This window comes from Streptomyces sp. NPDC046831, assembly GCF_040645305.1.
In the GTDB taxonomy this organism is placed as follows: Bacteria; Actinomycetota; Actinomycetes; order Streptomycetales; family Streptomycetaceae; genus Streptomyces.
This window is the reverse complement of sequence record NZ_JBEYXZ010000009.1, coordinates 30,215-53,916: the sequence shown is the minus strand read 5'-3', so window position 1 is coordinate 53,916 and position 23,702 is coordinate 30,215. Positions and strand designations below refer to the sequence as shown.

The window sequence follows — 23,702 nt, the reverse complement described above, 5'->3', positions numbered from 1 at the left end:
TACGTTGAGCAATTCTGCCGACTCCCCCGGGGCGAGTTCCACCCCCGCCCGCACCCGCCGTCCCAGGCCCGTGCGGATCCTCACCGGTGCAGTCTTCGCCCTCGCCGGGCTCCTGTTCTTCACGAGCTTCGACACGGCGAAGGGCACCAACATCCGCACGGACACGTCCCTGCTGAAGCTGTCCGACCTGGTCCAGGAGCGCAGCCACAAGAACAAGGAGCTGGACGACTCCAACGCGGCCCTGCGCGACGACGTCGAGACGCTCGCCGAGCGCGACAACGGCAGCACCCGGGCCCAGGACGACCTGCTCGCCGGACTGGAGAAGAACGCCGGCACCCGGCCGCTCAAGGGCAGGGCGATCACCGTAACGCTGAACGACGCGCCCCCCAACGCCACCGCCAAGCTGCCCGGCTACCCTGAGCCGCAGCCCGACTACCTGGTCATCCACCAGCAGGACCTCCAGGCCGTCGTCAACGCGCTGTGGCAAGGCGGCGCCCAGGGCATCAAGGTCATGGACCAGCGGCTGATCTCCACCAGCGCGGTGCGCTGCGTGGGCAACACGCTGATCCTCCAGGGCCGCGTCTACTCGCCGCCGTACAAGATCACGGCGGTCGGCGACCCGGACCGGCTGAAGCGGGCGCTCGCCGACTCCCCGGCGATCCAGAACTACATGGTCTACGTCAACGTCTACGGTCTCGGCTGGAAGGTCACCGAGGACGGCACGGTGACGCTGCCCGGCTATTCCGGAGCGGTCGACCTCCACTACGCGCAGCCCGCCGAATAGGACGGGCGACCGTATTCGCGGGCGGTCACCCGGCAGGCCTGCGCACGAACACCCGGACGATGCCTCGGTTTCACGTGGAACAAGCCCGCGGAGGCCGGGAAACCGGAGCCGCCGCGCCGTTAGTCTGGTGGCGTACGGCGTGAGTCTGGTGCCGTGGTGCGACGGAAGGGACGGCATGTACGGCTGGATCTGGCGGCATCTGCCGGGTAACGCGTTGGTCAGGGCGCTGATCTCACTGGTGCTGGTTCTGGCCGTGGTCTACGTCCTCTTCCAGTACGTCTTCCCCTGGGCCGAGCCGCTGCTTCCCTTCAACGATGTGACGGTGGACAACCAGTGAGCGCGCGGATTCTCGTCGTCGACAACTACGACAGCTTCGTCTTCAACCTCGTCCAGTACCTCTACCAGCTGGGTGCCGAGTGCGAGGTCGTGCGCAACGACGAGGTGTCGACGGCGCACGCACAGGACGGCTTCGACGGGGTGCTGCTGTCGCCCGGGCCGGGCAAGCCGGAGGAGGCGGGGGTCTGCATCGAGATGGTGCGCCACTGCGCCGCCACCGGTGTGCCCGTCTTCGGCGTGTGCCTGGGCATGCAGTCGATGCAGGTGGCGTACGGCGGTGTCGTCGACCGGGCGCCGCAGCTGCTGCACGGCAAGACGTCGCTGGTGGAGCACGAGGGCAAGGGCGTCTTCGCGGGCCTGCCCACGCCGTTCACGGCGACGCGCTACCACTCCCTGGCCGCCGAGCCGGCGACCGTACCGGCCGAGCTCGAGGTCACGGCGCGCACGCACGACGGCATCATCATGGGCCTGCGCCACCGGGAACACCGCGTGGAGGGCGTGCAGTTCCACCCCGAGTCGGTGCTGACCGAGCACGGACACCGGATGCTGGCCAACTGGCTGGTGGAGTGCGGCGACGGCGGAGCGGTGGCGAGGTCGGCGGGGCTGGCCCCGGTGGTGGGCAGGGCCACGGCGTGACCGCGCTGCGCCCGGAGCGCGAGTCCGGCACCTCGTACGGGCGGCAGTCGTACGGGGAGCCGGGCGCGTTCGCGGGGCAGTGGTACGGCCCCGGGGCACAGGGCTCGGCGCAGGAGCGGTACGCGTCGCCGTACCCGTACGGCGACGAGGGACCGCCGGCGCCGTACCCGTCCGAGGCCGGCGGATCGTCGTCGGCGGCGTGGGCCTCCCCGGGCGACGGTTCTCCGGGGGTTCCGTACGCCTCCCCCGGCGAAGAGCCCTCAGGAGCGCCGTACCTGCCGCCGGCCGACGAGGAGACCGTCGCGCTGCGGATCCCCGGTCCGCCGTCGGACCGGACCGGGTCCGGGTCTCCGGCCGCCTCAGAGGCCCCACGGGCCACGGGGGGCACCGCACCGACGCCGGGAGGGCGCGCTGCCCGCAGAAAGGCCGCCAAGGCCCGCCACGGGCGTCGTGGCGGTACCTCCGAGGCACCTGCCGGAGAGGGGGACGGGAACAGGGGCAGCCGTTCCGCACCCCTGTCCCGTGTGGAGGCCAGGCGTCTGGCGCGGGCCCGCAGGCCCAGCCCGGGCGTCATCGCCAGCCGCATCGTCGGCGAGCTGTTCATCACCACCGGCGTGGTGATGCTGCTGTTCGTCACGTACCAGCTGTGGTGGACCAACATCCGCGCCCACGCCCAGGCGGGCAGCGAGGCGCACCAGCTGCAGGACGACTGGGCGAGCGGCAGACGCAACCCGGGGACGTTCGAGCCGGGGCAGGGCTTCGCCATCCTGCACATCCCCAAGCTCGACGTGGTCGTGCCGATCGCCGAGGGCATCAGCAAGACCAGGGTGCTCGACAAGGGCATGGTCGGGCACTACGCCGAGGACCCGCTCACCACGGCGATGCCGGACGCGGAGTCCGGCAACTTCGGTCTGGCGGGCCACCGCAACACGCACGGCGAGCCGTTCCGCTACATCAACAGGCTCCAGCCCGGCGACGCGATCGTCGTCGAGACCCAGGACACGTACTTCGTCTACAAGATGGCGTCGATGCTTCCCGTCACGTCGCCGAGCAACACGACCGTCCTCGATCCCATCCCCAGGGGGTCGGGGTTCACCCGATCCGGTCGCTACATCACGCTGACCACCTGCACACCTGAGTTCACCAGCAAGTACCGGCTGATCGTCTGGGGCAAGATGGTCGAGGAACGGCCGCGCAGCAAGGGCAAGCCGGATGCGCTCGTCAGTTAAAGGGCAGATGAACAGTGGCAGCGACCGCGGACGACACCGCAGAGCACACCGACGGAACCGAACGGCGCGGTGACGCGTCCGCCGCCGGACCCCGGCGCCGCCCCGGCCCGCTGGCCCTGGCGGTCAGCGTCCTCGGTGAACTCCTCATCACGGCGGGACTCGTCCTCGGCCTGTTCGTCGTCTACTCCCTGTGGTGGACGAACGTCGTCGCCGACCGCGAGGCCGGCCAGCAGGCCGACAAGGTCCGCGACACCTGGGCCCACCAGCCCGGCGGCCCCGCCGCGTTCGACAGCGGGGACGGCATCGGCTTCCTGCACGTGCCGGCCATGAAGAGCGGCGACGTGCTGGTCGAGAAGGGCACCACCGCCAAGATCCTCAACGACGGCGTCGCCGGCTACTACACGGACCCCGTCAAGGCGACCCTGCCGATGACCGGCAAGAACGGAAACTTCACGCTCGCCGCCCACCGCGACGGCCACGGTGCGAAGTTCCACAACATCGACAAGATGCGGAAGGGCGACCCGATCGTCTTCGAGACGAAGGACAAGTGGTACGTCTACAAGGTCTACGCCATCCTCCCCGAGACCTCGAAGTACAACGTCGAGGTGCTGACGGCGGTCCCCAAGGAGTCGGGCGTGAAGAAGGCCGGCCACTACATCACCCTGACGACCTGCACCCCGGTCTACACGAGCCGGTACCGGTACGTGGTGTGGGGCGAACTGGAGCGCGTCGACAAGGTCGACAGCGAGCGGACGCCGCCGAAGGAACTGCGCTGAGGCCGCGCGGGAACCGGCGGGCCGACGCTCCCGAGGAGCGCGGCCGGACCGGGTCCCGCCGGGGCAGCGACCGGCCGTGACGTGACGACGGAGCCCCGGCACCCTCCTGGAGGGTGCCGGGGCCCGGTGCCGAGGGGGATACGGCGTCTTGTCAGCCGGTCCCACCGCCGAAGAAGCCGCCGTTTCCGCCGCCTCCGCCGTTGTTCCCGCCGCCGCCGATGGTCTTCAGGGTGATCTGCGTGCCACCGGGGTTGTCCACCTGCTGACCGGGCTTCGGGTCCTGGTCGATGACCAGCGCGTTGTCGCTCCCGTCGCTGCCCGGGGCGATCTGGACGTTGGTGAAGCCCGCCGCGGCCAGCGTCTGCCGGGCCTGGGCCACGGTCCCGCCGCGGACCTCGGGCACCGGCGTCTTCTGCTGGACCTGCTTGCCGATCTGGATCTGCACCTTGGAGTTCTTGTCGACCTGCTGACCGATGCCCGGGACGGTCTGGATGACCTTGCCCGCCTTGTTGGGGTCGTTGTTGTCCACCTCGACGCATTCGCCGGTCAGGTTGCTGGCCTGCATCTGCTGCTTGGCGGCGTCACAGCCCTGCCCCGAGACGTCGGGGACCGTGGACCTCTCGACGGCCTTGGCCACGATGAGGGTGATCGTCGACCCCTTCTGGACCTCCTCGCCGGTGACGGGGTCCTGCTCCAGGACGGTGCCCTCCTCCTCCGTGGACTCCCGCGTCTTGGTGTCGACCTTGAACTGGTACTTGTCGCCCTCGAGCTTCGAGCGGGCCTCGTCGACGTCGAGGCCGAGCACACTGGGCACCGCCACCTTCGGCGCGCCCGTGGACAGCACCAGGTTGATGGTGGTGCCCTTCTTCACGTCGGTGTCGGGCTGCGGGTTCTGCGAGCAGACCCTGCCCTTGGGCTGGTTCTCGCACGGCTTCTGAGTGAACGCCACCTTCAGGTCGACGTTCTCCGCCGACCGCTGTGCGTCGCTCTGCGTCTGGTCGACGAAGTTGGGCACGGGCACCTTGGCCGCCGAGCCGTCGCCGCTGAAGGCCCACTTGCCGATGAGGATGGCGCCGATGAGGACCAGCACGCCGGCGACGACCAGCAGGATCGTCGAGGTGTTGCTGGACTGCTTCTGGCGCCGCCGGTCGGGGCGTTCGTCGTAGCCGAAGCCGCCGTCGTCCGGGTTCATCGGCGGCAGCATCGTCGTGGCGCCCACGGGCCCGGAATCCGAGCGCAGCGCGGTCGTCGCCTGGTTGTCGTGGTAGCCGCCGTAGCCGACCGCGCCGAGCGCGGCGGTGGCCGCGACCGGCTGGCCGTCGAGGCATGCCTCGATGTCGGCGCGCATCTCGTCGGCGGACTGGTACCGGTAGTCCGGGTCCTTGACGAGCGCCTTCATCACGATCGCGTCCATCTCGGGCGTGATCTCGGGGTCGAAGACGCTCGGCGGCTGGGGCTCCTCGCGGACGTGCTGGTAGGCGACCGCGACCGGGGAGTCGCCGACGAAGGGCGGGCGGACGGTCAGCAGCTCGTACAGCAGGCAGCCCGTCGAGTACAGGTCGGACCGCGCGTCGACCTGCTCGCCCTTGGCCTGCTCGGGGGAGAGGTACTGGGCGGTGCCGATGACGGCGGCCGTCTGCGTCATCGTCATGCCGGCGTCGCCCATGGCGCGGGCGATGCCGAAGTCCATCACCTTGACCTGACCGTTGCGCGTCAGCATGACGTTGGCCGGCTTGATGTCGCGGTGGACGATGCCGTTGCGGTGGGCGTACTCGAGGCCCTGGAGGATGCCGATGGTCATCTCCATGGCCCGCTCGGGCAGCAGCTTGCGGCCGCTGTGCAGCAGCTCACGGAGCGTCGACCCGTCGACGTACTCCATCACGATGTACGGGATCGAGACCCCGTCGATGTAGTCCTCGCCCGTGTCGTAGACCGCGACGATCGCGGGATGGTTGAGCGAGGCGGCCGACTGGGCCTCCCGGCGGAACCGGGCCTGGAACGACGGGTCGCGGGCGAGGTCGGCCCGCAGCGTCTTCACCGCCACGGTGCGGCCCAGCCGGGTGTCGTGCGCGAGGTACACCTCCGCCATGCCACCACGGCCGAGCACCTGGCCCAGTTCGTACCGGCCGCCGAGGCGACGCGGCTCTTCCATAGCTACCTACCAGCCCTCTCCGTCGGTCCCGACCGGCACCTGTGTGCCGCCGGAGACTGCCGTCCGGGCATACCGTACCCGGCTCGCCTTCCGTGACCTGGCCAAGCCCGTCACCCGATACAGGACCGGTATCGCAACGTGCACCGATGTGAAGGGGGCGTGACAGGAGTCACTTCTTGCCGTCGACGACCGCCTCCATCACGCTCTTCGCGATCGGCGCCGCGAGGCCGCCGCCGGAGATGTCGCCACGGTTGGCCTGCTCGTCCTCGACCACCACGGCCACGGCGACCGGCGAACTGCCGTCGGCGCCCTTGGCGTAGGAGATGAACCAGGCGTACGGCTTCTCGCTGTTGTCGACACCGTGCTGGGCGGTACCGGTCTTGCCGCCCACGGTGACGCCGTCGATCTGTGCGCTCTTGCCCGTGCCGTCCTTGACGACCGTCTCCATCATGGCCTGCAGGATCTGGGCGTTCCGCGCCGACAGCGGCCGGCTGAGCTCCTGCGGCTCCGTCCTGCTGAGCGGGTCGAGGTTCGGCGACTGCAGCATGTCGACCATGTACGGCTTCATCAGCTTGCCGTCGTTGGCGATGGCCGAGGCGACCATGGCCATCTGCAGCGGGGTGGCGGCGGTGTTGTACTGGCCGATCGAGGACAGCGCGGTCTGCGAGTCGTTCATGTCCCCGGAGAAGACCGAGGCGCTGGAGCGGACCGGCGTGAACTGCTCGGCGGTGAAGCCGAACTTCTTCGCCTCCTCCAGCATCTTGTCGTTGCCCAGGTCGGCGCCGATCTTGCCGAAGACGCTGTTGCAGGACACCCGCAGGGCCTCCCGCATGGTCGCGTTCTCGCAGGGGATGTTGCCCTCGTTCTTCAGCGGCGTCGTGGTGCCCGGCATGATCCACGGCAGCGGCGAGTCGGTCTTCTCGTCGGCCGACGAGTACAGGCCGTTCTCCAGCGCGGCGGCCGCGGTGACCACCTTGAAGGTGGAGCCGGGGGGATAGACCTCGCGCAGCGCCCGGTTCAGCATCGGGTCGTTCGGGTTCTGCTTCTTCTGCAGCTTCTGCCAGGCCTCGGCGTCCGAGTCGGACGTGCCGGCGAACGACGAGGGGTCGTACGACGGGTAGGAGGCCAGCGCCAGGATCTTGCCGGTGGAGGGTTCGAGGGCGACGACGGCGCCCTTGCCGCGCTTCTTCAGACCGTCGTACGCGGCCTTCTGCGCGGCCGCGTTGAGGGTCGTGACGACGTTTCCGCCCTGCTTCGGCTTGCCCGTGATCATGTCCAGGGTGTTGCGGAAGAAGAGCCGGTCGTCGTTGCCGGTGAGGATGCCGTCCTCGAGGGACTCCAGCTGGTTGGCGCCGAAGGCCTGCGAGGCGTACCCGGTGACGGGCGCCCACATGGGGCCGCTCTTGTACGTGCGCTTGTACTTCAGGTCGTTGAGCCCGTTGCTCTTCGTCTCCGTGGACCCGGTGATGGCCTTGCCGCCGACGATGATGTCGCCGCGCGGTGTGGCGTAGCGCGCGATGGTGACGCGGCGGTTCTTGTCGTCGTCCTTCAGGCTGTCGGCCTTGACGTACTGGAGCCAGTTGTCGCGGATGAGCAGCGTCAGCACCAGCAGGCCGCAGAAGATCGCGATCCGGCGCAGGGGCTTGTTCACGGGCGGACCACCTGGGTCATCTCGGCGTCGGGGTTGGAGGCGGGGGCGGGCGCCGGGCGGCGGGCGGTGTCGCTGATCCGGATCAGGATGCCGACGAGGGCCCAGTTGGCGATGACGGAGGAACCGCCGTACGCCACGAAGGGCATGGTCATACCGGTCAGCGGGATCAGGCCCATCACACCGCCGGCGACGACGAACACCTGCAGCGCGAAGGCGCCGGACAGGCCGATGGCGAGGAGCTTGCCGAACGGGTCGCGGGCGGCGAGCGCGGTGCGCACGCCGCGCTCCACGATCAGGCCGTAGATGAGCAGGACGGCCATGATGCCGGCGAGGCCCAGTTCCTCGCCGAAGGTGGCGAGGATGAAGTCGGAGTTGGCGGCGAACCGGATGAGGTCCGAGTGGCCCTGGCCCAGGCCGCTGCCGAGGGTGCCGCCGGAGCCGAACGCCCACAGCGCCTGCATGGCCTGCTCGGAGTGGCCCGCGACCCCCTGGCGGGAGAGCGTGTACTCCTTCATCGGGTCGAGCCAGGCCTGGACGCGCTGCTGCACGTGCGGTTCGAAGGACGCCACGCCGACCGCGCCCACCGCGGACATCAGGAGACCGAAGACGATCCAGCTGGTCCGCTCGGTGGCGACGTACAGCATGATGACGAACATTCCGAAGAACAGCAGGGACGTACCGAGGTCGGTCTCGAACACCAGGATGAGGATCGAGATGAACCAGACGACCAGGATGGGGCCGAGGTCGCGGCCGCGCGGCAGGTACAGGCCCATGAAGCGGCGGCTGGCGAGGGCCAGCGCGTCGCGCTTCACCATCAGGTAGCCGGCGAAGAAGATCGCCAGCACGATCTTGGCGAACTCACCCGGCTGGATGGTGAAGCTGCCGATCTGGATCCAGATCTTGGCGCCGTAGATGTTCGCGCCGAGCCCGGGGACGAGCGGCAGGAGCAGCAGCAGCAGCGCGCCCACCATGGAGATGTAGGTGTAGCGCTGCAGGACGCGGTGGTCCTTGAGGAACATCAGCACCACGACGAACAGCGCGATGCCCATCGCCGTGTACATCAGCTGCTTGGGGGCCTTGTCGCCGCCCTGGCCGATGGCCTGCAGCAGCTTGGACTGGTCCAGCCGCCAGATCACGACCAGACCGAGGCCGTTCAGCAGCGTGGCCAGCGGCAGCAGCAACGGGTCCGCGTACGGGGCGAACTTCCGCACGACGAGGTGGGCGACGCCGGCCAGCAGGCCGAGGCCCAGGCCGTAGCTCAGCAGGCCGGCCGGCACCGAGCCGTTGATGGCCAGGCCCGCGTTGGCGTAGGCGAACACCGGGATGGCGACGGCGAACACCAGCAGCGCGAGCTCGGTGTTGCGCCTGCTGGGCGCGCCGATGGCGCCGATCGTGGACGTGTGGTGCGTCGACGTGTTGGAAGTACTGCTCATCGTGTGACAGGGCCTCTCACGGCTTGCCTACTGCTTACCGCACAGCGAGACGACCTTCTGCTCTTCCTCCGAGAGAGTGGGGCCGGGGCTGGGAGTGGGCGCGGTCGCGGACGGGGACGTGGACGGGGACTCCGATGGCTTCGACGCCGACGGGTTCGGCGTGGGTGTCGCCTTGGACGTGAGGGAGACGCGGGTGGTTCCCGCGGTGTGACCGGCCACACCCTGGGCCGGCTTCGCGGCCACGCCCTGAGCCGTCTTGGCGTTCTGGCTCTCGAGGGTGCGGACCTCGGACTCCTTCTGGCACGCCGAGGCCTGCACCGAGAGCTCGTCGATCTTCTTCTGGGCGGCCGCCAGACCACCCGCCGCGATCGTCGCCTTGACCTGCTTCTGCTGGTAGGGCGGCAGGTACTTGAGTTCGATCTCGGGGTGATCCTTCTCGACCTTCGACAGCTTGACCCAGGCCAGGTCCTGGCTGATGCCCCGGTACAGCGCGACGTGCTCGTCGTTGGTGCCGACGTAGTACTGCGTCTGCGTCCAGCGGTAACCGCCGTACAGGCCGCCGCCGATGACGCCGAGGGCGAGCACGGTGTAGAAGGATCGCTTCAGCCACCTGCGGTTCTTCCGCGGCTTGACGAAGTCCTCGTCGCCGTAGCCGCCGAAGCCGGCCGCCGGGACGTAGCCCGTGGTGTCGCCGGAGCCGGGCGGGCCGAACTCACCGCCTCCGCCGCCCTGTCCGGGCACCTGCCGGCCGAGACCGGCGGCGCGGCCGGCCGGGGTCTGCATGATGCCGTTGTCCTGCAGGTGGCTCTGGTTCTCGGCGACCGCGCCCACCACGACCGGAGTGTCGGAGAGCTGCCCGGCGAGGGTGTCACCGGTGTCGAGGTCGAGGACGTCGGCGACGATGACGGTGATGTTGTCCGGGCCGCCGCCGCGCAGCGCGAGCTGGATGAGCTCCTGCACGGTCTCCTCGGGGCCCTGGTAGCTGGCGAGGGTCTCCTCCATCGTCTGGTGGGAGACGACGCCGCTCAGGCCGTCGGAGCAGATCAGGTAGCGGTCGCCGGCGCGGACCTCGCGGATCGACAGGTCGGGCTCGACGTGGTCGCCGCTGCCGAGGGCCCGCATGAGGAGGGCGCGCTGCGGGTGGGTGCTGGCCTCCTCCTCGGTGATGCGGCCCTCGTCGACCAGGCGCTGCACCCAGGTGTGGTCCTGCGTGATCTGCGTCAGCACGCCGTCGCGCAGCAGGTAGGCGCGCGAGTCGCCGACGTGCACGAGGCCGAGCCGCTGCCCGGTCCACAGCAGGGCGGTGAGCGTGGTGCCCATGCCCTCGAGCTGGGGGTCCTCCTCGACCATCGAGCGCAGCTGGTCGTTGGCGCGCCGCACGGCCGCGCCGAGCGAGGTGAGCACGTCGGAGCCCGGGATGTCGTCGTCCAGGGGCACGATGGTGGAGATCACCTCGGAGGAGGCCACCTCGCCGGCGGCCTGGCCGCCCATGCCGTCGGCGATCGCGAGCAGGCGCGGACCGGCGTAACCGGAGTCCTCGTTGCCCTCGCGGATCATGCCCTTGTGCGATCCGGCGGCGAAGCGCAGTGACAGACTCATGCGCACCTCGCCCGCCGGCTCCGGGTACAGCCGATCGTGTCGAGCCACACTGCCCACCCTCCGGTCGGGAGCGCGCCGGGGCCCGGGGTGCCGGCCGCCACTGCGTGCTCGCTCCGCTCGCGCTCACTCATGATGTAGCACTACTTCCGCAGCTCGATGACGGTCTTGCCGATGCGGATCGGCGCGCCCAGCGGGATCGGTGTGGGAGTCGTCAGCCGCGACCGGTCCAGGTACGTGCCGTTGGTGGATCCGAGGTCCTCGACGATCCACTGGCCGTCGCGGTCCGGATAGATCCTGGCATGACGGCTGGAGGCGTAGTCGTCGTCCAGCACGATCGTGGAGTCGTGCGCACGGCCCAGGGTGATGGTCTGGCCCTGCAGCGCGACCGTGGTGCCGGTGAGGGTGCCCTCGGTCACCACGAGCTTGGTGGGGGCGTTGCGGCGCTGGCGGCCGCCGCCCTGCTGACCGCGCTGCTGCGGAGGCGCGGCCTGGCGCGCGGCCTGCTGCGGCCGTCCGGCCTCCCGGCGGGCCCCCCGCTGGGTGACACGCGTACCGAACAGGTCGCTCCGGATGACCTGCACGGCCACGATCACGAACAGCCACAGTACGGCCAGGAAACCCAGCCGCATGACCGTGAGGGTCAGCTCTGACATTGCCCCCGCTTCACCCTTCGGCTTGCCTATAGATAACGGTGGTGCTGCCCACGACGATCCGCGAGCCGTCGCGGAGCGTAGCGCGGGTGGTGTGCTGCCCGTCCACCACGATGCCGTTGGTGGACCCGAGATCCTGGATCGTCGAGGGCGTTCCGGTCCGGATCTCACAGTGCCGGCGTGAGACGCCGGGGTCGTCGATCCGCACGTCGGCGTCGGTGCTGCGGCCCAGCACCAGCGTCGGACGGGAGATCTGGTGGCGAGTGCCGTTGATCTCGATCCAGTGGCGGGTCCGCCCGCCGGCCACCGGGGCGGCCGGGGGCCGCTGCGCGGCGGGCTGCGGGTAGCCGTAGCCGCCCGGGCCCGAGCCGGGCGGCGGCGCGGACGGCATGGCAGGCGCTCCGGCGGGCCCGGCGGCCGGCGGGTAGCCGTACCCGCCCTGGGCGCCGGGGCCCGGCCGCCCGGGCGGGGCGGAGGGGGCCTGCTGGCTGGAGGAGGAGGCGAGCGTACGGCTGCGCACCCGGTACAGGCCGGTGTCGAGGTCGTCCGCCTTCTCCAGGTGGACCTTGATCGGTCCCATGAAGGTGTAGCGCTGCTGCTTGGCGTAGTCGCGCACCATCCCGGCCAGTTCGTCGCCGAGCTGGCCGGAGTAGGGGCTCAGGCGCTCGTAGTCCGGCGCGCTGAGTTCCACGATGAAGTCGTTGGGGACGACCGTGCGGTCGCGGTTCCAGATCGTCGCGTTGTTGTCGCACTCGCGCTGGAGCGCGCCGGCGATCTCCACGGGCTGGACCTCGGACTTGAAGACCTTGGCGAAGGTGCCGTTGACCAGACCTTCGAGACGCTGCTCGAACTTCTTCAGGACTCCCATGGGGCACCTCCTCCGTCGTTTCCGTCGTGCCGGGTCTCGCCGGTGTTGCGGATCTTGCCGTTGTGCTGCTGCGTACTGCTTACCTGGTACTGCTTACTGATCGTATCCACGCGCCGGTCAATCGGCTGGTTCCCCCTGTCGGCCCCGCCGACGGGTGTCGGCGGCTTACGAGGTGGTGCGCGGTGCCACGTCCCGAGGCACTCGCGGAGCTGCCTCCGAGGTTCCCCGCGAAGCTCCTCTCCCAACCACCGGGAAGCAGTCCTACGCGTACTTCTGCCCAGGATCGTAGAGGCGGCCGCAGACCAGTGTCCCGCACCCGGGAGCGCGCCTCGTCCGCTCCGGGGGCGTCGGGCGCGACCGGTACGAGGTTGAGACGCGAGCCGGCACTCCTTGATACGAGGCGGGAGGCCCGGAAGTTCCTGCCGGACGGGGGCGGGAGAGGGGCTCGGCGGGGGCGGGACGGGATGCGGGGGCTTTCCGGCGTGTGCGGTTCTGCCCGGGCCCGGTGCGGGCCGGCCGGTGCCGGTCCGCGGGCCGACGTCGCACCGGTGAGCGGGTCGGGCCGGCGCCGGTCGTGCCGGGCCGGTTTGCGCTGGTGCGCAGGTCAGGCGGGTGCCGGTTCGCCGTCCGGCCGCGCGCGGGCTCCGGGAGGGCCCCGGGGAAGGGATGTGAATCCACCCTCCGGGACGTGCTAATGTTCTGCATGTCGGAAGGCGGTGGCACCGGAAAACACCGGGCCTGAGCCGGAGGACACACCCAATGCGCGGGTGGCGGAATAGGCAGACGCGCTGGATTCAGGTTCCAGTGCCCGCAAGGGCGTGGGGGTTCAACTCCCCCCTCGCGCACAGCTGAAAGCCCCGCAGGTCTCGGACCTGCGGGGCTTTCGCATGTTCGTGCGACTCCGGCCTCGGGTGATGCTCATCACAGGTGCGGTCCATGGGGTCGGGACGGCCGGGCGGTTGCGGAGGGGCCGGCCGGCTCGGAGCGCCCTCGGCCGCCGGTCTCCGGTGGCGGTGGGGACGCCGGCCGTGCACCCTGGGCGGAGTTGTCCACAGGGTCTGACGTGCGTGAGCCGTCGGCGGTACGGTCGCCTCGCGTCGATGTTCGTGCGTGCTCGGGGGAGGCGGTCGTGGTGACCGAAGTCGCAGTGGGGGCAGTGGCAGTGGCGGTGCCGGAGCCGGTCATCGTGCCGGGGCCGGACGTGGTGCCGGGGCCGGTCGGGACGACGGACAGGGAGGCGGCCGCGCGGTCCGAACCGCGTGCGGAGCCGGACACGGACAGGTCGGACACGGGCAGGTCGGACATGGCACAGACGAACGGGCGCCGGCTGCCCCGGGTGCGGGGCTTCGCGAAGTGGCCCGCCGAAGGGACGCCCAAGGAAGAGGGGAAGGCGCTGCGGCGCCGGGTGCCGCGCCGGGCGCACGCCGAGTTCGACCCGCACGCCTCCCGCCCGGACGCGGTCAGGGCGGTCGAGGAGTCCAACGCCGGCCGGATACCCGAGCTGACGCCGATCCGGGTGGGGCGCATGGCGGCGACGCCCTTCGCCTTCCTGCGGGGTTCGGCGGGCCTCATGGCCCACGACCTCGCCCGCACGCCCATGACCGGGATCACCGCCCAGATATGCGGTGACGCCCACGCGGCCAACTTCGGCCTGTACGGCGACGCCCGCGGCGGCCTGGTCATCGACCTCAACGACTTCGACGAGACGGTGCCGGGTCCGTGGGAGTGGGATCTCAAGCGGCTCGCCGCCTCGATCGTGCTCGCCGGCCGGGAGGCGGGCTGCGACGAGGACAGTTGCCGGGAGGCCGCCCGCGACGCGGCGGGCGCCTACCGGCGCACCATGCGGCTGCTGGCGAAGCTGCCGGTCCTGGACGCGTGGAACGCCATCGCGGACGAGGAGCTCGTCTCCCACACCGACGCCCACGACCTGCTCGGCACACTGGAGCGGGTCTCGGAGAAGGCGCGGGCCAACACCAGCGGGCGCTTCGCCGCCAAGTCGACCGAGGCCACCGGGGACGGCGGGCGCCGCTTCGTCGACACCCCGCCGGTGCTGCGCCGGGTGCCGGACGCGGAGGCCGCGGCGGTGGCTGCGTCACTGGAGCAGTACCTGACCACCCTGTCCGAGGACCGTCTGCCGCTGCTGGCCCGTCACGCGGTGCACGACGTCGCGTTCCGGGTCGTCGGCACCGGCAGCGTGGGCACACGGTCGTACGTGGTGCTGCTGCTGGACCACCGCGGCGAACCGCTGGTGCTGCAGGTCAAGGAGGCGCGGGCCTCGGCGCTGGTGCCGCATCTGGCGACCGCCGGGCTGGAGGTGCCCGAGGTCGCGCACGAGGGCCGGCGCGTGGTCCTCGGGCAGAAGCGCATGCAGGTGGTGAGCGACGTCCTGCTGGGCTGGACGACGGTCGACGGTCGGCCCTACCAGGTGCGGCAGTTCCGCAACCGCAAGGGCAGCGTCGACCCGGCCGCGCTCGCCGCCGGCCAGATGGACGACTACGGCCGTATGACCGGCGCCCTCCTGGCCCGTGCCCACTCCCACAGCGCGGACCCGCGGGTGGTCGCCGGCTACTGCGGCAAGAGCGAGGAACTGGACGAGGCCGTCGCCGCGTTCGCCGTCGCCTACGCCGACCGCACGGAGGCCGACCACGCCGCGCTGGTCACGGCGGTGCGCGCGGGCCGGATCGCGGCGGAGACGGGGGTGTGAGGAGGCCGGCGGGCGCCTGAACGCCGCCTGCCGGGCAGGTGAGGCGACGCCCGTGAGAGCCGGGTCCGGAGGGGACTCGTCGCGGGCGCCGGCGGCACCTTCGTCGCGTTGGGAACCGGGGCATCCATTTGGTGGCCTACGCTGGTCGGGTGACGACCCCGGAAGCTGAGCAGGATGGTGTCGCCGGTGCGGCTCGGGCGACGTCCGAGGACGGTGCGGCACGGCCCGAGGAGCGGCTCGAACGGGCCGTGCGGGCCGCCGAGCAGGCGCTCATCGAGTACGAGATCGCGGTGGAGACCTTCCGCGTGGAGGTCGAGAACTTCTCCCGGCTGCACCAGCAGAGGCTGGGCCCCCTCTACGCCCGGCTCGAGGAGCTGGACGCGCAGATAGCCGAGGTCCGGGCCGCGCGCACCGGTGACCCGGAGGACCTGCGCAGGGCGGAGGAGGCCCGGGCACGGCTGATGCCGATACCCGGCGTCGAGGAGCTGATCCACGGCTGGATGGACGGGGACGGACTGTTCCCGGAGGCCGCCGCGATGCTGACGGACCAGCCCGTGCGGCCCCCGCAGCGGGTACGCCCGGGCGAGGAGGCGCGCAGGCTCTACCGGGACCTGGTCCGCAAGGCTCACCCCGACCTGGCGCAGGAGGAGGACGAGCGCAAGCGGCGCGAGGAGTTCGTCACCCGCGTCAACGCCGCGTACGCCCGCGGCGACGCGGCGGAGCTGCGGGAGCTGGCCGGGGAGTGGGCGGCCGGGCCGAAGCTCGCGGAGCAGCGCCCGAGCCCCGGCGAGGAGCTGTACGCCCGCCTGGAGTGGCTCTCCGAGCGCAAGGAACTGCTCACCATGGTGGCGCGGGAGCTGGAGGAGAGCGCGATCGCCGCGATGCTCCGGCTGGCCCCCGACGACCCCGACCGCCTCCTGGACGAGATCGGCGAGCAGCTGCGCAACGACGTCGCCCGGCGGGAGGCCGAGCTGGCGGCGCTGCTGGCGCAGGGCTGACGCGGCTGCCCCTGCGCCGCGCCCCCGGCTGCCGTGGCCCGGGCTGTCGGCTGCGGCGAGGCCCGCGGGCGGCCGGGTCGGGTAGCGTCGGAGGCATGCATTTTGGAGCTGGTGTGCCCACGGTCCAGGTCACGGACCTCAAGAACGGCGACTTCCTGCTGGACGTCCGTGAGGACGACGAGTGGCAGGCGGGTCACGCCGAAGGGGCGCTGCACATCCCCATCAGTGAGTTCGTCGCCCGGTACGGGGAGCTGACCGAGGCCGCGCCGCAGGACGGCCGGGTCCATGTGATCTGCCGCTCCGGCGGCCGCTCCGCCCAGGTCGCGATGTACCTGGCCCAGCAGGGCGTCGACGCGGTGAACGTCGACGGCGGCATGCAGGTCTGGGCCGCCTCGGGCCGCCCCGTCGTGACCGACGAGGGCAAGTCCGGCCACGTCCTCTGACCGACGCTGTGTCAAGGCCGCCCTCGGTCCGGCCGCAGTGGGGGGCGGCTGTCTCCGGTCCCGCACCGAGGTCCGGGACCGGTGGACGGGGCCGAGGCCCCGGACCGGAGGCAGGGCCGGCGTCGGGGCGGGTGATCGCCTGTGAGTGACCGCCTGGCGTGCGCCCGACGTGCGCCCGGTCCGGAGTCATCGGAACGCACCGGCACGACGCGTTCGTCCGGTCGCGGGGCACCGGCCGCATCCGGGCGCGGTGCGCCTGGAGGGGGCCGGGCCGTGCTGAGGCGGTGTCAGCGGTCGAAGTCGAGCTCCACGGTCTCCGTCCTCGGATGCGACTGGCAGGCGAGCACGTACCCCGCCTCCGTCTCCTCCGGCTCCAGGGCGAAGTTGCGGTCCATGCGCACCTCGCCGGCCACCAGGAAGGCCCGGCAGGTACCGCAGACGCCGCCCTTGCAGGCGTACGGCGCGTCCGGCCGGTTGCGCAGGACCGTCTCCAGCAGCGTCTCGCCGTCCCGGACCGGCCAGGTCCCGCCGCGGCCGTCGAGCCGGACGGTCACCGTGCTGTTCGCCGGGGCCGTGGACGCCGGGCCGGATGCCGTGCCGCCGTCCACATGGAAGATCTCCTGATGGATCCTGGCCTTGGTCACCCCGAGACTCCGCAGGGCCCGCTCGGCCTGCCCCACCAGCCCGTACGGCCCGCACAGGAACCAGCCGGCCACCTCCCCCACCGGGAGGAGTGCGGGAAGCAGCTGGGTCAGGCGCCCCTGGTCGAGCCGCCCGGACGGCAGCCCGGCCTGCTGCTCCTCGCGGGAGAGCACGGTGACGACCTGGAGCCGCTCGGGGTAGCGGTCCTTCAGGTCGGCGACCTCCTCCAGGAACATCGTCGAGGCGGTCGTCCTGTCGCTGCGTATCAGGCAGAAGCGGGCGCCGGGCTCCCGCGCCAGCAGCGTGGAGGCGATCGACAGCACCGGGGTGATGCCGCTGCCGCCGACGACGGCGGCGTACAGACCCGGTGCGGGTTCCAGCGTGAAGCGGCCCGCCGGGGTCATCACCTCCAGCTCGTCGCCGACGTTGATCTCCTTCAGCGCGTACGTGGAGAAGGCGCCGCCGTCCACCAGGCGGACCCCGACCCGCAGCGTCCGCGGTCCGTCCGCGCCGGGGGCGGGCGCGGGGGAGCAGATCGAGTACGTCCGCCGTATCTCCACGCCGTCGGCCACGCGCCGCAGTGTCAGGTGCTGGCCGGGTGCGTGCCGGTACTCCTCGCGCAGCCCGGGCGGTACCGCGAGGGTCAGGGCGACGGAGTCGTCGGTGAGCCGGTCGACCGCGGTCACGGGCAGCGGGTGGAAGCGGGCCATCACACCTCCTTGAAGTGGTCGAAGGGTTCTCGGCAGGCGAGGCAGCGCCGCAGCGCCTTGCACGCGGTGGAGGAGAACCGGCTGAGCAGCTCGGTACGGTCCGAACCGCAGTGGGGGCAGTGGACGGGGGCCTGTTCGGCCGCGGCGTCCTGGCCCCGCCCGGAGAGCGTGCGCGTCGGGCCGAGTCCGAGTGCGACCGGCCCGGAGGCGCCGTGGACGCGCGGGGGGGCTATGCCGAACTCCTGGAGCTTGCGCCGCCCTTCGTCGGTGATGTCGTCCGTGGACCAGGCCGGCGCCAGCACCGTGCGGACGGTGACCTCCCGCATGCCGTGCTCGCGCAGCACCCGCTCGATGTCGAGGGACATCGCCTCGATCGCCGGGCAGCCGGTGTACGTCGGGGTCAGATCGACCTCGACCGCGTCCGCGGCGCGCAGGCGCACGGCCCGCAGGACGCCCAGCTCCGCCAGGCTGAGCACGGGCAGCTCCGGGTCCGGCACCGAACCCGCGAGCCGCAGCAGTTCGGCCTCCAGGGTCGTCGCCGTGGTCACCATGCCGCCCCCGGGTGGCTGCGGTGCAGGTGCTGCATCTCGGCGAGCATCCGCCCGAACGGCTCGGTGTGCAGGCCCTGCCGGCCCGCGCCCGCCGACCAGGCCCCCGTCTGGGGGCCCTCGGGAAGCGTCAGAGTGGCCTGTGCCAGCACGTCGCCGACGGAGGCGAGCCAGGCGGCCCGCAGGTCCTCCCAGTCGACGTCCAGGCCATCCACCGGCTCGAACATCTCGCCCGTGAAGCGCCACAGCGCCTCGCAGGCGCGCTGCATCCGCCGGTGGCTCTCCTCGGTGCCGTCACCGAGCCGGAGTGTCCACTGCTCGGCGTGGTCGCGGTGGTAGGCGACCTCCTTGACGGCCTTGCCGGCCAGCGGTGCGAAGTCGCCGTCCCCGTCGGCCAGCCGGCCGTACAGCAGGTGCTGGTAGGTGGAGAAGTACAGCTGGCGGGCGATCGTGTGCGCGAAGTCGCCGTTCGGCTGCTCCACGAGCTGGAGGTTGCGGAAGGCGCGCTCCTCGCGCAGATACGCCAGTTCGTCCTCGTCCCCGGCCGTCGAGAGCAGTACCCGGGCCTGGCCGAGCAGGTCCAGCGCGATGTTGGCGAGGGCGACCTCCTCCTCCAGGACGGGGGCGTGTCCCGCCCATTCGCCCAGGCGGTGGGAGAGCACCAGGGCGTCGTCGCCGAGGGCGAGGGCGGCGGTGGTGGCGGTGGTCGTCACAGGTGCTTCACCCCCTCCGGGATGTCGTAGAAGGTCGGGTGCCGGTAGGGCTTGTCGGCGGCCGGTTCGAAGAAGGGGTCCTTCTCGTCCGGCGAGGAGGCGGTGATCGCCGAGGAGGGCACCACCCAGATCGACACGCCCTCCCCGCGCCGGGTGTACAGGTCCCGCGCGTTGCGCAGGGCCAGTTCCGCGTCCGGCGCGTGCAGGCTGCCGGCGTGGGTGTGGGACAGGCCGCGCCGGGAGCGCACGAAGACCTCCCACAGGGGCCAGTCGGTGTTGGTCATGCTCGTTCCGCTCCCGTCTCACCGGTGTGCTTGGCCGCGTAGGCCGCGGCTGCCTCCCGTACCCACGCGCCCTCGTCGTGGGCCCGCCTGCGCTGGGTGATGCGCTGTTCGTTGCACGGCCCGTTGCCCTTGAGGACCTCCCAGAACTCGGTCCAGTCGATGGCGCCGAAGTCGTAGTGCCCCCGCTCCTCGTTCCACTCGAGGTCGGGGTCGGGGAGGGTCAGGCCGAGGGACGCGGCCTGGGGGACGCAGATGTCCACGAAGCGCTGGCGCAGCTCGTCGTTGGAGTGGCGCTTGATCTTCCAGGCCATGGACTGCGCGGAGTGCTGCGAGGCGTCGTCGGGCGGGCCGAACATCATCAGCGACGGCCACCACCAGCGGTCCACCGCGTCCTGCGCCATCGCGTGCTGCTCGGGCGTGCCGCGGCTGAGGGCCAGCAGCAGCTCGTACCCCTGGCGCTGGTGGAAGGACTCCTCCTTGCAGATGCGGACCATCGCGCGCGCGTACGGGCCGTAGGAGCAGCGGCACAGCGGGACCTGGTTGGTGATCGCGGCGCCGTCCACTAGCCATCCGATGGCGCCGACGTCGGCCCAGGTCAGCGTGGGGTAGTTGAAGATCGAGGAGTACTTCTGGCGGCCGCTGTGCAGCTTGTCGAGCAGTTCTTCGCGGCTGGTGCCGAGGGTCTCCGCCGCGCTGTACAGGTACAGCCCGTGTCCCGCCTCGTCCTGGACCTTGGCCATGAGGATGGCCTTCCGGCGCAGGGACGGCGCACGCGTGATCCAGTTGGCCTCCGGCTGCATGCCGATGATTTCGGAGTGGGCGTGCTGGGCGATCTGCCGGACCAGCGTCGCCCGGTAGGCGTCCGGCATCCAGTCGCGTGGCTCGATGCGCTCGTCCGCGGCGACCGCCGCGTCGAATGCCTGCTGGTGGGCATCGGTGTGCGCGGCGTCGCCCGAGGCGTCGTGCGCCTCGCTGCGGGCCGTCCGGTGCGCGGCTGCTGTCGCCATGCGGTCTCCCTCGACCTCGACTTCCTGCCGTCTCCCGACCGATCGTTCGGTCCGTCGCATCAATGGTGGAGCGACCCGCGTAAGGTGTCAACCGCTGTGGACAACCGGCCGCCCCCTGTGGACGGACGGCAGGAGGAGGCGGCGGACGGCAGGAGGAGCAGGCGGCCGGGCCCTCGCCGGCGGTGCGGCAGGGGCTGCGCCCGGTGGGCGGGCGTGAGTACCGTGTGCGGACGCCGGACGCCGGACGCCGTGCCGGGAGCCGCGCGGAACGACGAGCGCCGGGCGGGGTGCCGCGCGGAACGACGAGCGCCGGGCGGGGTGCCGCGCCGGCGATCCGCGGCCGGGCGGCCCGTGCCGGGCGGCCCTGTGACCGAGCGGCCTGTGACCGGGCCGCCAGGCCGGCGGACGACGGATGGGAATCGGGGAAACGGGCGGATGGACGCGTACGACGAGGACTCGAGCCCCCCGGACGGGCCGCGGGACGGGCCGCGAGCGGCGGAAGGCGAGCCGTCCGACGCCCGCGGCGCCGGGACGGCGGCCTCGACAGGCCCGGTGACCCCCCGCCCCGGGCGGATACCCGGCCCGGCCGTGTCCGCCCCCCGCCGCGGGTCCGGGCCCGAGCCCCACAAGTCCGTGCCGGAGCCCCACCACGAGGCCGGGACGGGCCCTCACCGCGAGTCCCTGCCCGAGCCCTACGGGGAGGCCGGGGCGGAGTTCCCCCGCGGGTCCGGGACGGAGTCCCACCCCAAGTCCGGCACGGACCCGGGCCGCGCGTCCGTGCCCGGTCCGCGCCGTGAGCCGGCGTGGCCCGGCGCCACCCGGCCCGCCGGACCCCCGCCCGAGACCCGTACCGGGATCGCCGCGCTCTCCCCGCGCTACCGGATCGGTGCGGCGCTGGCGCTCGCGGTCGTCGCGGCGGTCGCCTGCGTGCACCTCGGCATGCTGTTCCTGCACGTCGCTCCGTCGAACACGGTGACGAAGGAACACGGCAAGGCCGTGGACGAGTGGATCTACCCGGAGTTCGAGCAGAACTGGAAGCTCTTCGCGCCGAACCCGCTGCAGCAGAACATCGCGGTGCAGGCGCGGGCCCAGGTCCGGAGGCCGGACGGCGGCATCCGCACCACCGGCTGGTACGACCTGTCGGCCCAGGACGGCCGGGCCATCGAGGGAAACCCGCTGCCGAGCCACACCCAGCAGAACGAGCTGCGCCGCGCCTGGGACTTCGTCGCCGCCTCGCACGGCGACGACAACCGCCCGGCGGGGCGGCGGGGCGAGCTGGCGGAAGAGTACCTGCGCCGCATCGTCGTGCTGCGCCTGAACCGCGTGCACGCGGCCGGTCCGGGCGGTGCCGTCGAACGCGTACAGGTCCGCAGCCGTACCACCGACGTGCCCCCGCCCGCGTGGAGCGACGAGAAGGTGTCGGGCACGCCCACCTACCACGAGCTGCCCTGGTGGCCGGTGTCCGCGGACGAGACGGAGGGAGGAGCGCGGTGAACCGCCTCTCGCTGCCCCTCTCGCAGGGCCTGGCCCGGGTCACCGGAGCGGCCCTCGGCCCCTACCAGACGGCCGTGATACGCATCGGCTTCCCGGCGACGTGGCTGCTGTTCCTGCTGCGCGAGTTCCCCCACCGCGAGGAGCTGTACGGGCCCGACGGCCCGTGGAGCTGGGACCTCGCCCGGCAGCTGACGTCGGGCAACGGCGCCTTCTCGGCACTGATGTGGTTCAGGGGCGGACCGTGGTTCGAGGCCGTCTATCTGCTGGCCGCCCTGTCGAGCCTGCTGCTCGTGCTGGGCTGGCGCACCCGTACGGCGTCCGTGCTCTTCATGGCCGGCATGCTGTCGCTGCAGAACCGCAGTGTGTTCATGGGCGACGGCGGCGACAACGTGCTGCACCTGATGGCGCTCTACCTGGTCTTCACACGCTGCGGCCAGGTCTGGTCGCTGGACGCGCGGCGGGCCGCGCGGACCCGCGCGGCCCGCGCGCGGGGCGATCACAGGCCTGACCGGACCGGCCCCGTCCTGTGGGCCGTGCTCGGGGCGGCCCTGGCCGCGGTGACCGCGGCGGGACGGCTCGACAGCGAGTGGCTGGTGCCCGCTCTGCTGTGGGGCGTGTGGCTCGCGCAGGCTTTGTGGTGGCTCGCCGGACGGCAGGCGGGGGCTTCGGCACAGCCGCGGATCCTGCTCGACGTGATCGCGAACGTCGTGCACAACGCGGCGCTCCTCGTGATCATGGCCGAGGCCTGCCTGATCTACTCGACGGCCGGGTGGTACAAGATCCAGGGATCGCGCTGGCAGGACGGGACGGCCGTCTACTACCCGCTGCACCTCGACTACTTCTCGCCCTGGCCGGCACTCGCCGACCTGCTGTCCGCCAACGGCACGCTGGTGATGCTCGCGACGTACGGGACGGTGGCCGTGCAGGTCGCCTTCCCGTTCACACTCTTCAACCGGCGGGTGAAGAACGTGCTGCTGGCGGCCATGATGTTCGAGCACGCCGTGATCGCGGTGGTGCTGGGTCTGCCGTTCTTCTCGCTGGCGATGATCGCGACGGACGCGGTGTTCCTGCCGACCTCGTTCCTGCGCCGGCTCGGCGGCTGGGCGGCACGGGCGCGAGGACGTCTGCCCCTGCGCGGCGGGCGGACGGTGCCCGGGGGACCGCGCTCACCGGAGCGGGACGGGCCCGCCCACGTAGGCTTCGGGGCATGACCGACCCCCTGTCCGCCTGGCACCGGCTCGCCGGCACGGCCGTGCTGCTCGACGGCTTCCACGCCCTCAAGCACGCGATCCGCTTCGGCGCCGACGTCCGGATGGCCGTCACCGCCGACCGGCGGGCGGCGCTCGCCCTGGCGGACGAGCTGGCCCCGGACGTGCGGGGCCGGCTGGAGACGCTGCTGACCGAGCTGCCCCGGGAGGCGTACGCGTCTCTCGTACCGCGTCCGCACCCCACCGCCGTGGCCGCCCTGGCCGTACGGCCCGAACGCGACGCCCAGCTGCGGGCCCTGACCCGCGTGCCCCGCGGTGCGCCCGTCGTGGTCCTCGACCAGCCGCGCAACCTCGGCAACGCGGGGGCCGTGGTCCGGCTCGCCGCCGGATTCGGGGTGACGGGTGTCGTCACCACCGGCACCCTCGACCCCTGGCACCCGGCGGTGGTGCGCGGCGGGGCGGGGCTGCACTTCGCGACCGCCGTCGAGCGGCTGTCCGTCGACGAGCTGCCGTCCGGTCCGCTGTTCGCCCTCGACCCGGAGGGCGAGGACATCCGCGGGGTGAAGCTGCCCGACGACGCCGTGCTCGCGTTCGGTTCGGAGCGCAGCGGCCTGTCCGCCGCACTGCGCGCCCGCACCGACCACCTGCTGGCACTGCCCATGCGCCCGCAGGTCTCCAGCTACAACCTCGCGACGAGCGTGGCCATGACGCTGTACCACTGGAGCACCACGGCCGGGGCGCACCGCGCTCCCTGAGGGGTGCGCGGCGACACCTTCAGAGCCGGGCCGGGCCGGCCGCCCGGCCGGGTGTCCCAAGGACCACCGTGTCCGGCCCTGC

General features: G+C 71.9%; 23 protein-coding genes and 1 tRNA gene. 12 read left to right on the top strand and 12 right to left on the bottom strand.

All coding sequences use genetic code 11. From position 1 onward, the window contains the following. The first annotated feature begins 4 nt into the window (after window positions 1-4). The 5 genes from ABZ920_RS10955 (at window position 5) to ABZ920_RS10935 (ending at window position 3,761) form a co-directional block, all read left to right on the top strand. A complete protein-coding gene (locus ABZ920_RS10955) occupies window positions 5-784 on the top strand; it encodes a DUF881 domain-containing protein (protein WP_361501586.1) in 780 nt (259 codons plus the stop codon). Window positions 785-959: 175 nt separating this feature from the next. Next, window positions 960-1,121: a hypothetical protein gene (locus ABZ920_RS10950; RefSeq protein WP_206440922.1), complete on the top strand. Its 162-nt coding sequence runs from the start codon at window positions 960-962 to the stop codon at window positions 1,119-1,121. Further along, window positions 1,118-1,756: an aminodeoxychorismate/anthranilate synthase component II gene (locus ABZ920_RS10945; protein WP_361501582.1), complete on the top strand. Its 639-nt coding sequence runs from the start codon at window positions 1,118-1,120 to the stop codon at window positions 1,754-1,756. Before ABZ920_RS10950 ends, ABZ920_RS10945 begins: the two co-directional genes overlap by 4 nt. Continuing rightward, on the top strand, window positions 1,753-2,985 hold the full coding sequence (locus ABZ920_RS10940) for a class E sortase (RefSeq protein ID WP_361501579.1): 1,233 nt from the start codon (window positions 1,753-1,755) through the stop codon (window positions 2,983-2,985). The genes ABZ920_RS10945 and ABZ920_RS10940 overlap by 4 nt, the downstream gene beginning before the upstream one ends. Before the next feature lie 14 nt (window positions 2,986-2,999). Next, complete coding sequence (locus ABZ920_RS10935) at window positions 3,000-3,761, top strand: class E sortase (protein WP_361501576.1); 762 nt, start codon at window positions 3,000-3,002, stop codon at window positions 3,759-3,761. 151 nt (window positions 3,762-3,912) lie between these two features. Here ABZ920_RS10935 and pknB read toward each other — a convergent pair whose 3' ends face one another. From pknB to ABZ920_RS10900, 7 genes are all read right to left on the bottom strand, one after another. Continuing rightward, a complete protein-coding gene (gene pknB / locus ABZ920_RS10930) occupies window positions 3,913-5,913 on the bottom strand; it encodes a Stk1 family PASTA domain-containing Ser/Thr kinase (RefSeq protein ID WP_361501573.1) in 2,001 nt (666 codons plus the stop codon). A 169-nt stretch (window positions 5,914-6,082) separates the two neighbouring features. Continuing rightward, window positions 6,083-7,564: a penicillin-binding transpeptidase domain-containing protein gene (locus ABZ920_RS10925; RefSeq protein WP_361501570.1), complete on the bottom strand. Its 1,482-nt coding sequence runs from the start codon at window positions 7,562-7,564 to the stop codon at window positions 6,083-6,085. Beyond that, window positions 7,561-8,997 carry an FtsW/RodA/SpoVE family cell cycle protein gene (locus ABZ920_RS10920; protein ID WP_361501567.1) on the bottom strand — a complete coding sequence of 479 codons (1,437 nt, stop codon included), beginning with the start codon at window positions 8,995-8,997 and terminating at the stop codon, window positions 7,561-7,563. Before ABZ920_RS10920 ends, ABZ920_RS10925 begins: the two co-directional genes overlap by 4 nt. 27 nt (window positions 8,998-9,024) lie before the next feature. Continuing rightward, window positions 9,025-10,596 (bottom strand): Stp1/IreP family PP2C-type Ser/Thr phosphatase, encoded by a 1,572-nt coding sequence (locus tag ABZ920_RS10915; protein ID WP_361501564.1) that lies wholly within the window; start codon window positions 10,594-10,596, stop codon window positions 9,025-9,027. A gap of 140 nt (window positions 10,597-10,736) precedes the next feature. Beyond that, window positions 10,737-11,249: an FHA domain-containing protein gene (locus tag ABZ920_RS10910; protein WP_361501562.1), complete on the bottom strand. Its 513-nt coding sequence runs from the start codon at window positions 11,247-11,249 to the stop codon at window positions 10,737-10,739. A 10-nt stretch (window positions 11,250-11,259) separates the two neighbouring features. Further along, entirely contained in the window at window positions 11,260-12,114 is an 855-nt protein-coding gene (locus ABZ920_RS10905) for a DUF3662 and FHA domain-containing protein (protein ID WP_361501559.1), read from the bottom strand. Next, on the bottom strand, window positions 12,102-12,224 hold the full coding sequence (locus tag ABZ920_RS10900; RefSeq protein ID WP_361501556.1) for a hypothetical protein: 123 nt from the start codon (window positions 12,222-12,224) through the stop codon (window positions 12,102-12,104). Before ABZ920_RS10900 ends, ABZ920_RS10905 begins: the two co-directional genes overlap by 13 nt. 651 nt (window positions 12,225-12,875) lie before the next feature. On the opposite strand from ABZ920_RS10900, the gene ABZ920_RS10895 reads away from it, so the two are divergent. From ABZ920_RS10895 to ABZ920_RS10880, 4 genes are all read left to right on the top strand, one after another. Then, window positions 12,876-12,959: transfer RNA gene (locus ABZ920_RS10895), tRNA-Leu, on the top strand. 458 nt (window positions 12,960-13,417) lie between these two features. Next, a complete protein-coding gene (locus ABZ920_RS10890) occupies window positions 13,418-14,818 on the top strand; it encodes a DUF2252 domain-containing protein (protein ID WP_361501554.1) in 1,401 nt (466 codons plus the stop codon). 149 nt (window positions 14,819-14,967) lie between these two features. Continuing rightward, complete coding sequence (locus ABZ920_RS10885) at window positions 14,968-15,816, top strand: hypothetical protein (protein WP_361501551.1); 849 nt, start codon at window positions 14,968-14,970, stop codon at window positions 15,814-15,816. A gap of 113 nt (window positions 15,817-15,929) precedes the next feature. Next, a complete protein-coding gene (locus tag ABZ920_RS10880; RefSeq protein ID WP_361501883.1) occupies window positions 15,930-16,259 on the top strand; it encodes a rhodanese-like domain-containing protein in 330 nt (109 codons plus the stop codon). Between the two features lie 287 nt (window positions 16,260-16,546). Here the strand turns inward: ABZ920_RS10880 and ABZ920_RS10875 are convergent, their stop codons facing one another. Genes ABZ920_RS10875 through paaA form a run of 5 tightly spaced genes read right to left on the bottom strand, consistent with a single transcriptional unit; the run spans window position 16,547 to window position 20,163 of the window. Further along, a complete protein-coding gene (locus tag ABZ920_RS10875; RefSeq protein ID WP_361501548.1) occupies window positions 16,547-17,611 on the bottom strand; it encodes a 2Fe-2S iron-sulfur cluster-binding protein in 1,065 nt (354 codons plus the stop codon). After that, entirely contained in the window at window positions 17,611-18,162 is a 552-nt protein-coding gene (paaD, locus tag ABZ920_RS10870) for a 1,2-phenylacetyl-CoA epoxidase subunit PaaD (protein WP_361501545.1), read from the bottom strand. Before paaD ends, ABZ920_RS10875 begins: the two co-directional genes overlap by 1 nt. Continuing rightward, window positions 18,156-18,872: a 1,2-phenylacetyl-CoA epoxidase subunit PaaC gene (paaC, locus tag ABZ920_RS10865; RefSeq protein ID WP_361501542.1), complete on the bottom strand. Its 717-nt coding sequence runs from the start codon at window positions 18,870-18,872 to the stop codon at window positions 18,156-18,158. Before paaC ends, paaD begins: the two co-directional genes overlap by 7 nt. Then, window positions 18,869-19,156: a 1,2-phenylacetyl-CoA epoxidase subunit PaaB gene (gene paaB / locus ABZ920_RS10860; protein WP_059130355.1), complete on the bottom strand. Its 288-nt coding sequence runs from the start codon at window positions 19,154-19,156 to the stop codon at window positions 18,869-18,871. Before paaB ends, paaC begins: the two co-directional genes overlap by 4 nt. Beyond that, window positions 19,153-20,163, bottom strand: a complete 1,011-nt coding sequence (gene paaA / locus ABZ920_RS10855) for a 1,2-phenylacetyl-CoA epoxidase subunit PaaA (protein WP_361501538.1) — start codon at window positions 20,161-20,163, stop codon at window positions 19,153-19,155. Before paaA ends, paaB begins: the two co-directional genes overlap by 4 nt. A 588-nt stretch (window positions 20,164-20,751) precedes the next feature. Between paaA and ABZ920_RS10850 the strand changes: the two genes are divergently transcribed. The 3 genes from ABZ920_RS10850 to ABZ920_RS10840 are packed head-to-tail and all read left to right on the top strand — an operon-like array spanning window position 20,752 to window position 23,620. Continuing rightward, a complete protein-coding gene (locus tag ABZ920_RS10850) occupies window positions 20,752-21,657 on the top strand; it encodes a DUF5819 family protein (RefSeq protein WP_361501536.1) in 906 nt (301 codons plus the stop codon). Next, on the top strand, window positions 21,654-22,868 hold the full coding sequence (locus ABZ920_RS10845) for an HTTM domain-containing protein (RefSeq protein WP_361501533.1): 1,215 nt from the start codon (window positions 21,654-21,656) through the stop codon (window positions 22,866-22,868). Before ABZ920_RS10850 ends, ABZ920_RS10845 begins: the two co-directional genes overlap by 4 nt. Then, window positions 22,865-23,620, top strand: coding sequence for a TrmH family RNA methyltransferase (locus tag ABZ920_RS10840; RefSeq protein WP_361501530.1), 756 nt, complete (start codon window positions 22,865-22,867; stop codon window positions 23,618-23,620). The genes ABZ920_RS10845 and ABZ920_RS10840 overlap by 4 nt, the downstream gene beginning before the upstream one ends. The last annotated feature ends 82 nt before the right edge of the window (window positions 23,621-23,702 follow it).

Bases quoted from the DNA above. Each gene is read 5' to 3' on its own strand.
- ABZ920_RS10890 (WP_361501554.1), top strand. From the start codon at position 13,418: ATGGCACAGACGAACGGGCGCCGGCTGCCCCGGGTGCGGGGCTTCGCG.
- ABZ920_RS10905 (WP_361501559.1), bottom strand. From the start codon at position 12,114: ATGGGAGTCCTGAAGAAGTTCGAGCAGCGTCTCGAAGGTCTGGTCAAC.
- paaA (WP_361501538.1), bottom strand. From the start codon at position 20,163: ATGGCGACAGCAGCCGCGCACCGGACGGCCCGCAGCGAGGCGCACGAC.
- ABZ920_RS10920 (WP_361501567.1), bottom strand. From the start codon at position 8,997: ATGAGCAGTACTTCCAACACGTCGACGCACCACACGTCCACGATCGGC.
- paaB (WP_059130355.1), bottom strand. From the start codon at position 19,156: ATGACCAACACCGACTGGCCCCTGTGGGAGGTCTTCGTGCGCTCCCGG.
- paaD (WP_361501545.1), bottom strand. From the start codon at position 18,162: ATGGTGACCACGGCGACGACCCTGGAGGCCGAACTGCTGCGGCTCGCG.
- ABZ920_RS10950 (WP_206440922.1), top strand. From the start codon at position 960: ATGTACGGCTGGATCTGGCGGCATCTGCCGGGTAACGCGTTGGTCAGG.
- ABZ920_RS10840 (WP_361501530.1), top strand. From the start codon at position 22,865: ATGACCGACCCCCTGTCCGCCTGGCACCGGCTCGCCGGCACGGCCGTG.
- pknB (WP_361501573.1), bottom strand. From the start codon at position 5,913: ATGGAAGAGCCGCGTCGCCTCGGCGGCCGGTACGAACTGGGCCAGGTG.
- ABZ920_RS10875 (WP_361501548.1), bottom strand. From the start codon at position 17,611: ATGGCCCGCTTCCACCCGCTGCCCGTGACCGCGGTCGACCGGCTCACC.
- ABZ920_RS10915 (WP_361501564.1), bottom strand. From the start codon at position 10,596: ATGAGTCTGTCACTGCGCTTCGCCGCCGGATCGCACAAGGGCATGATC.
- ABZ920_RS10910 (WP_361501562.1), bottom strand. From the start codon at position 11,249: ATGTCAGAGCTGACCCTCACGGTCATGCGGCTGGGTTTCCTGGCCGTA.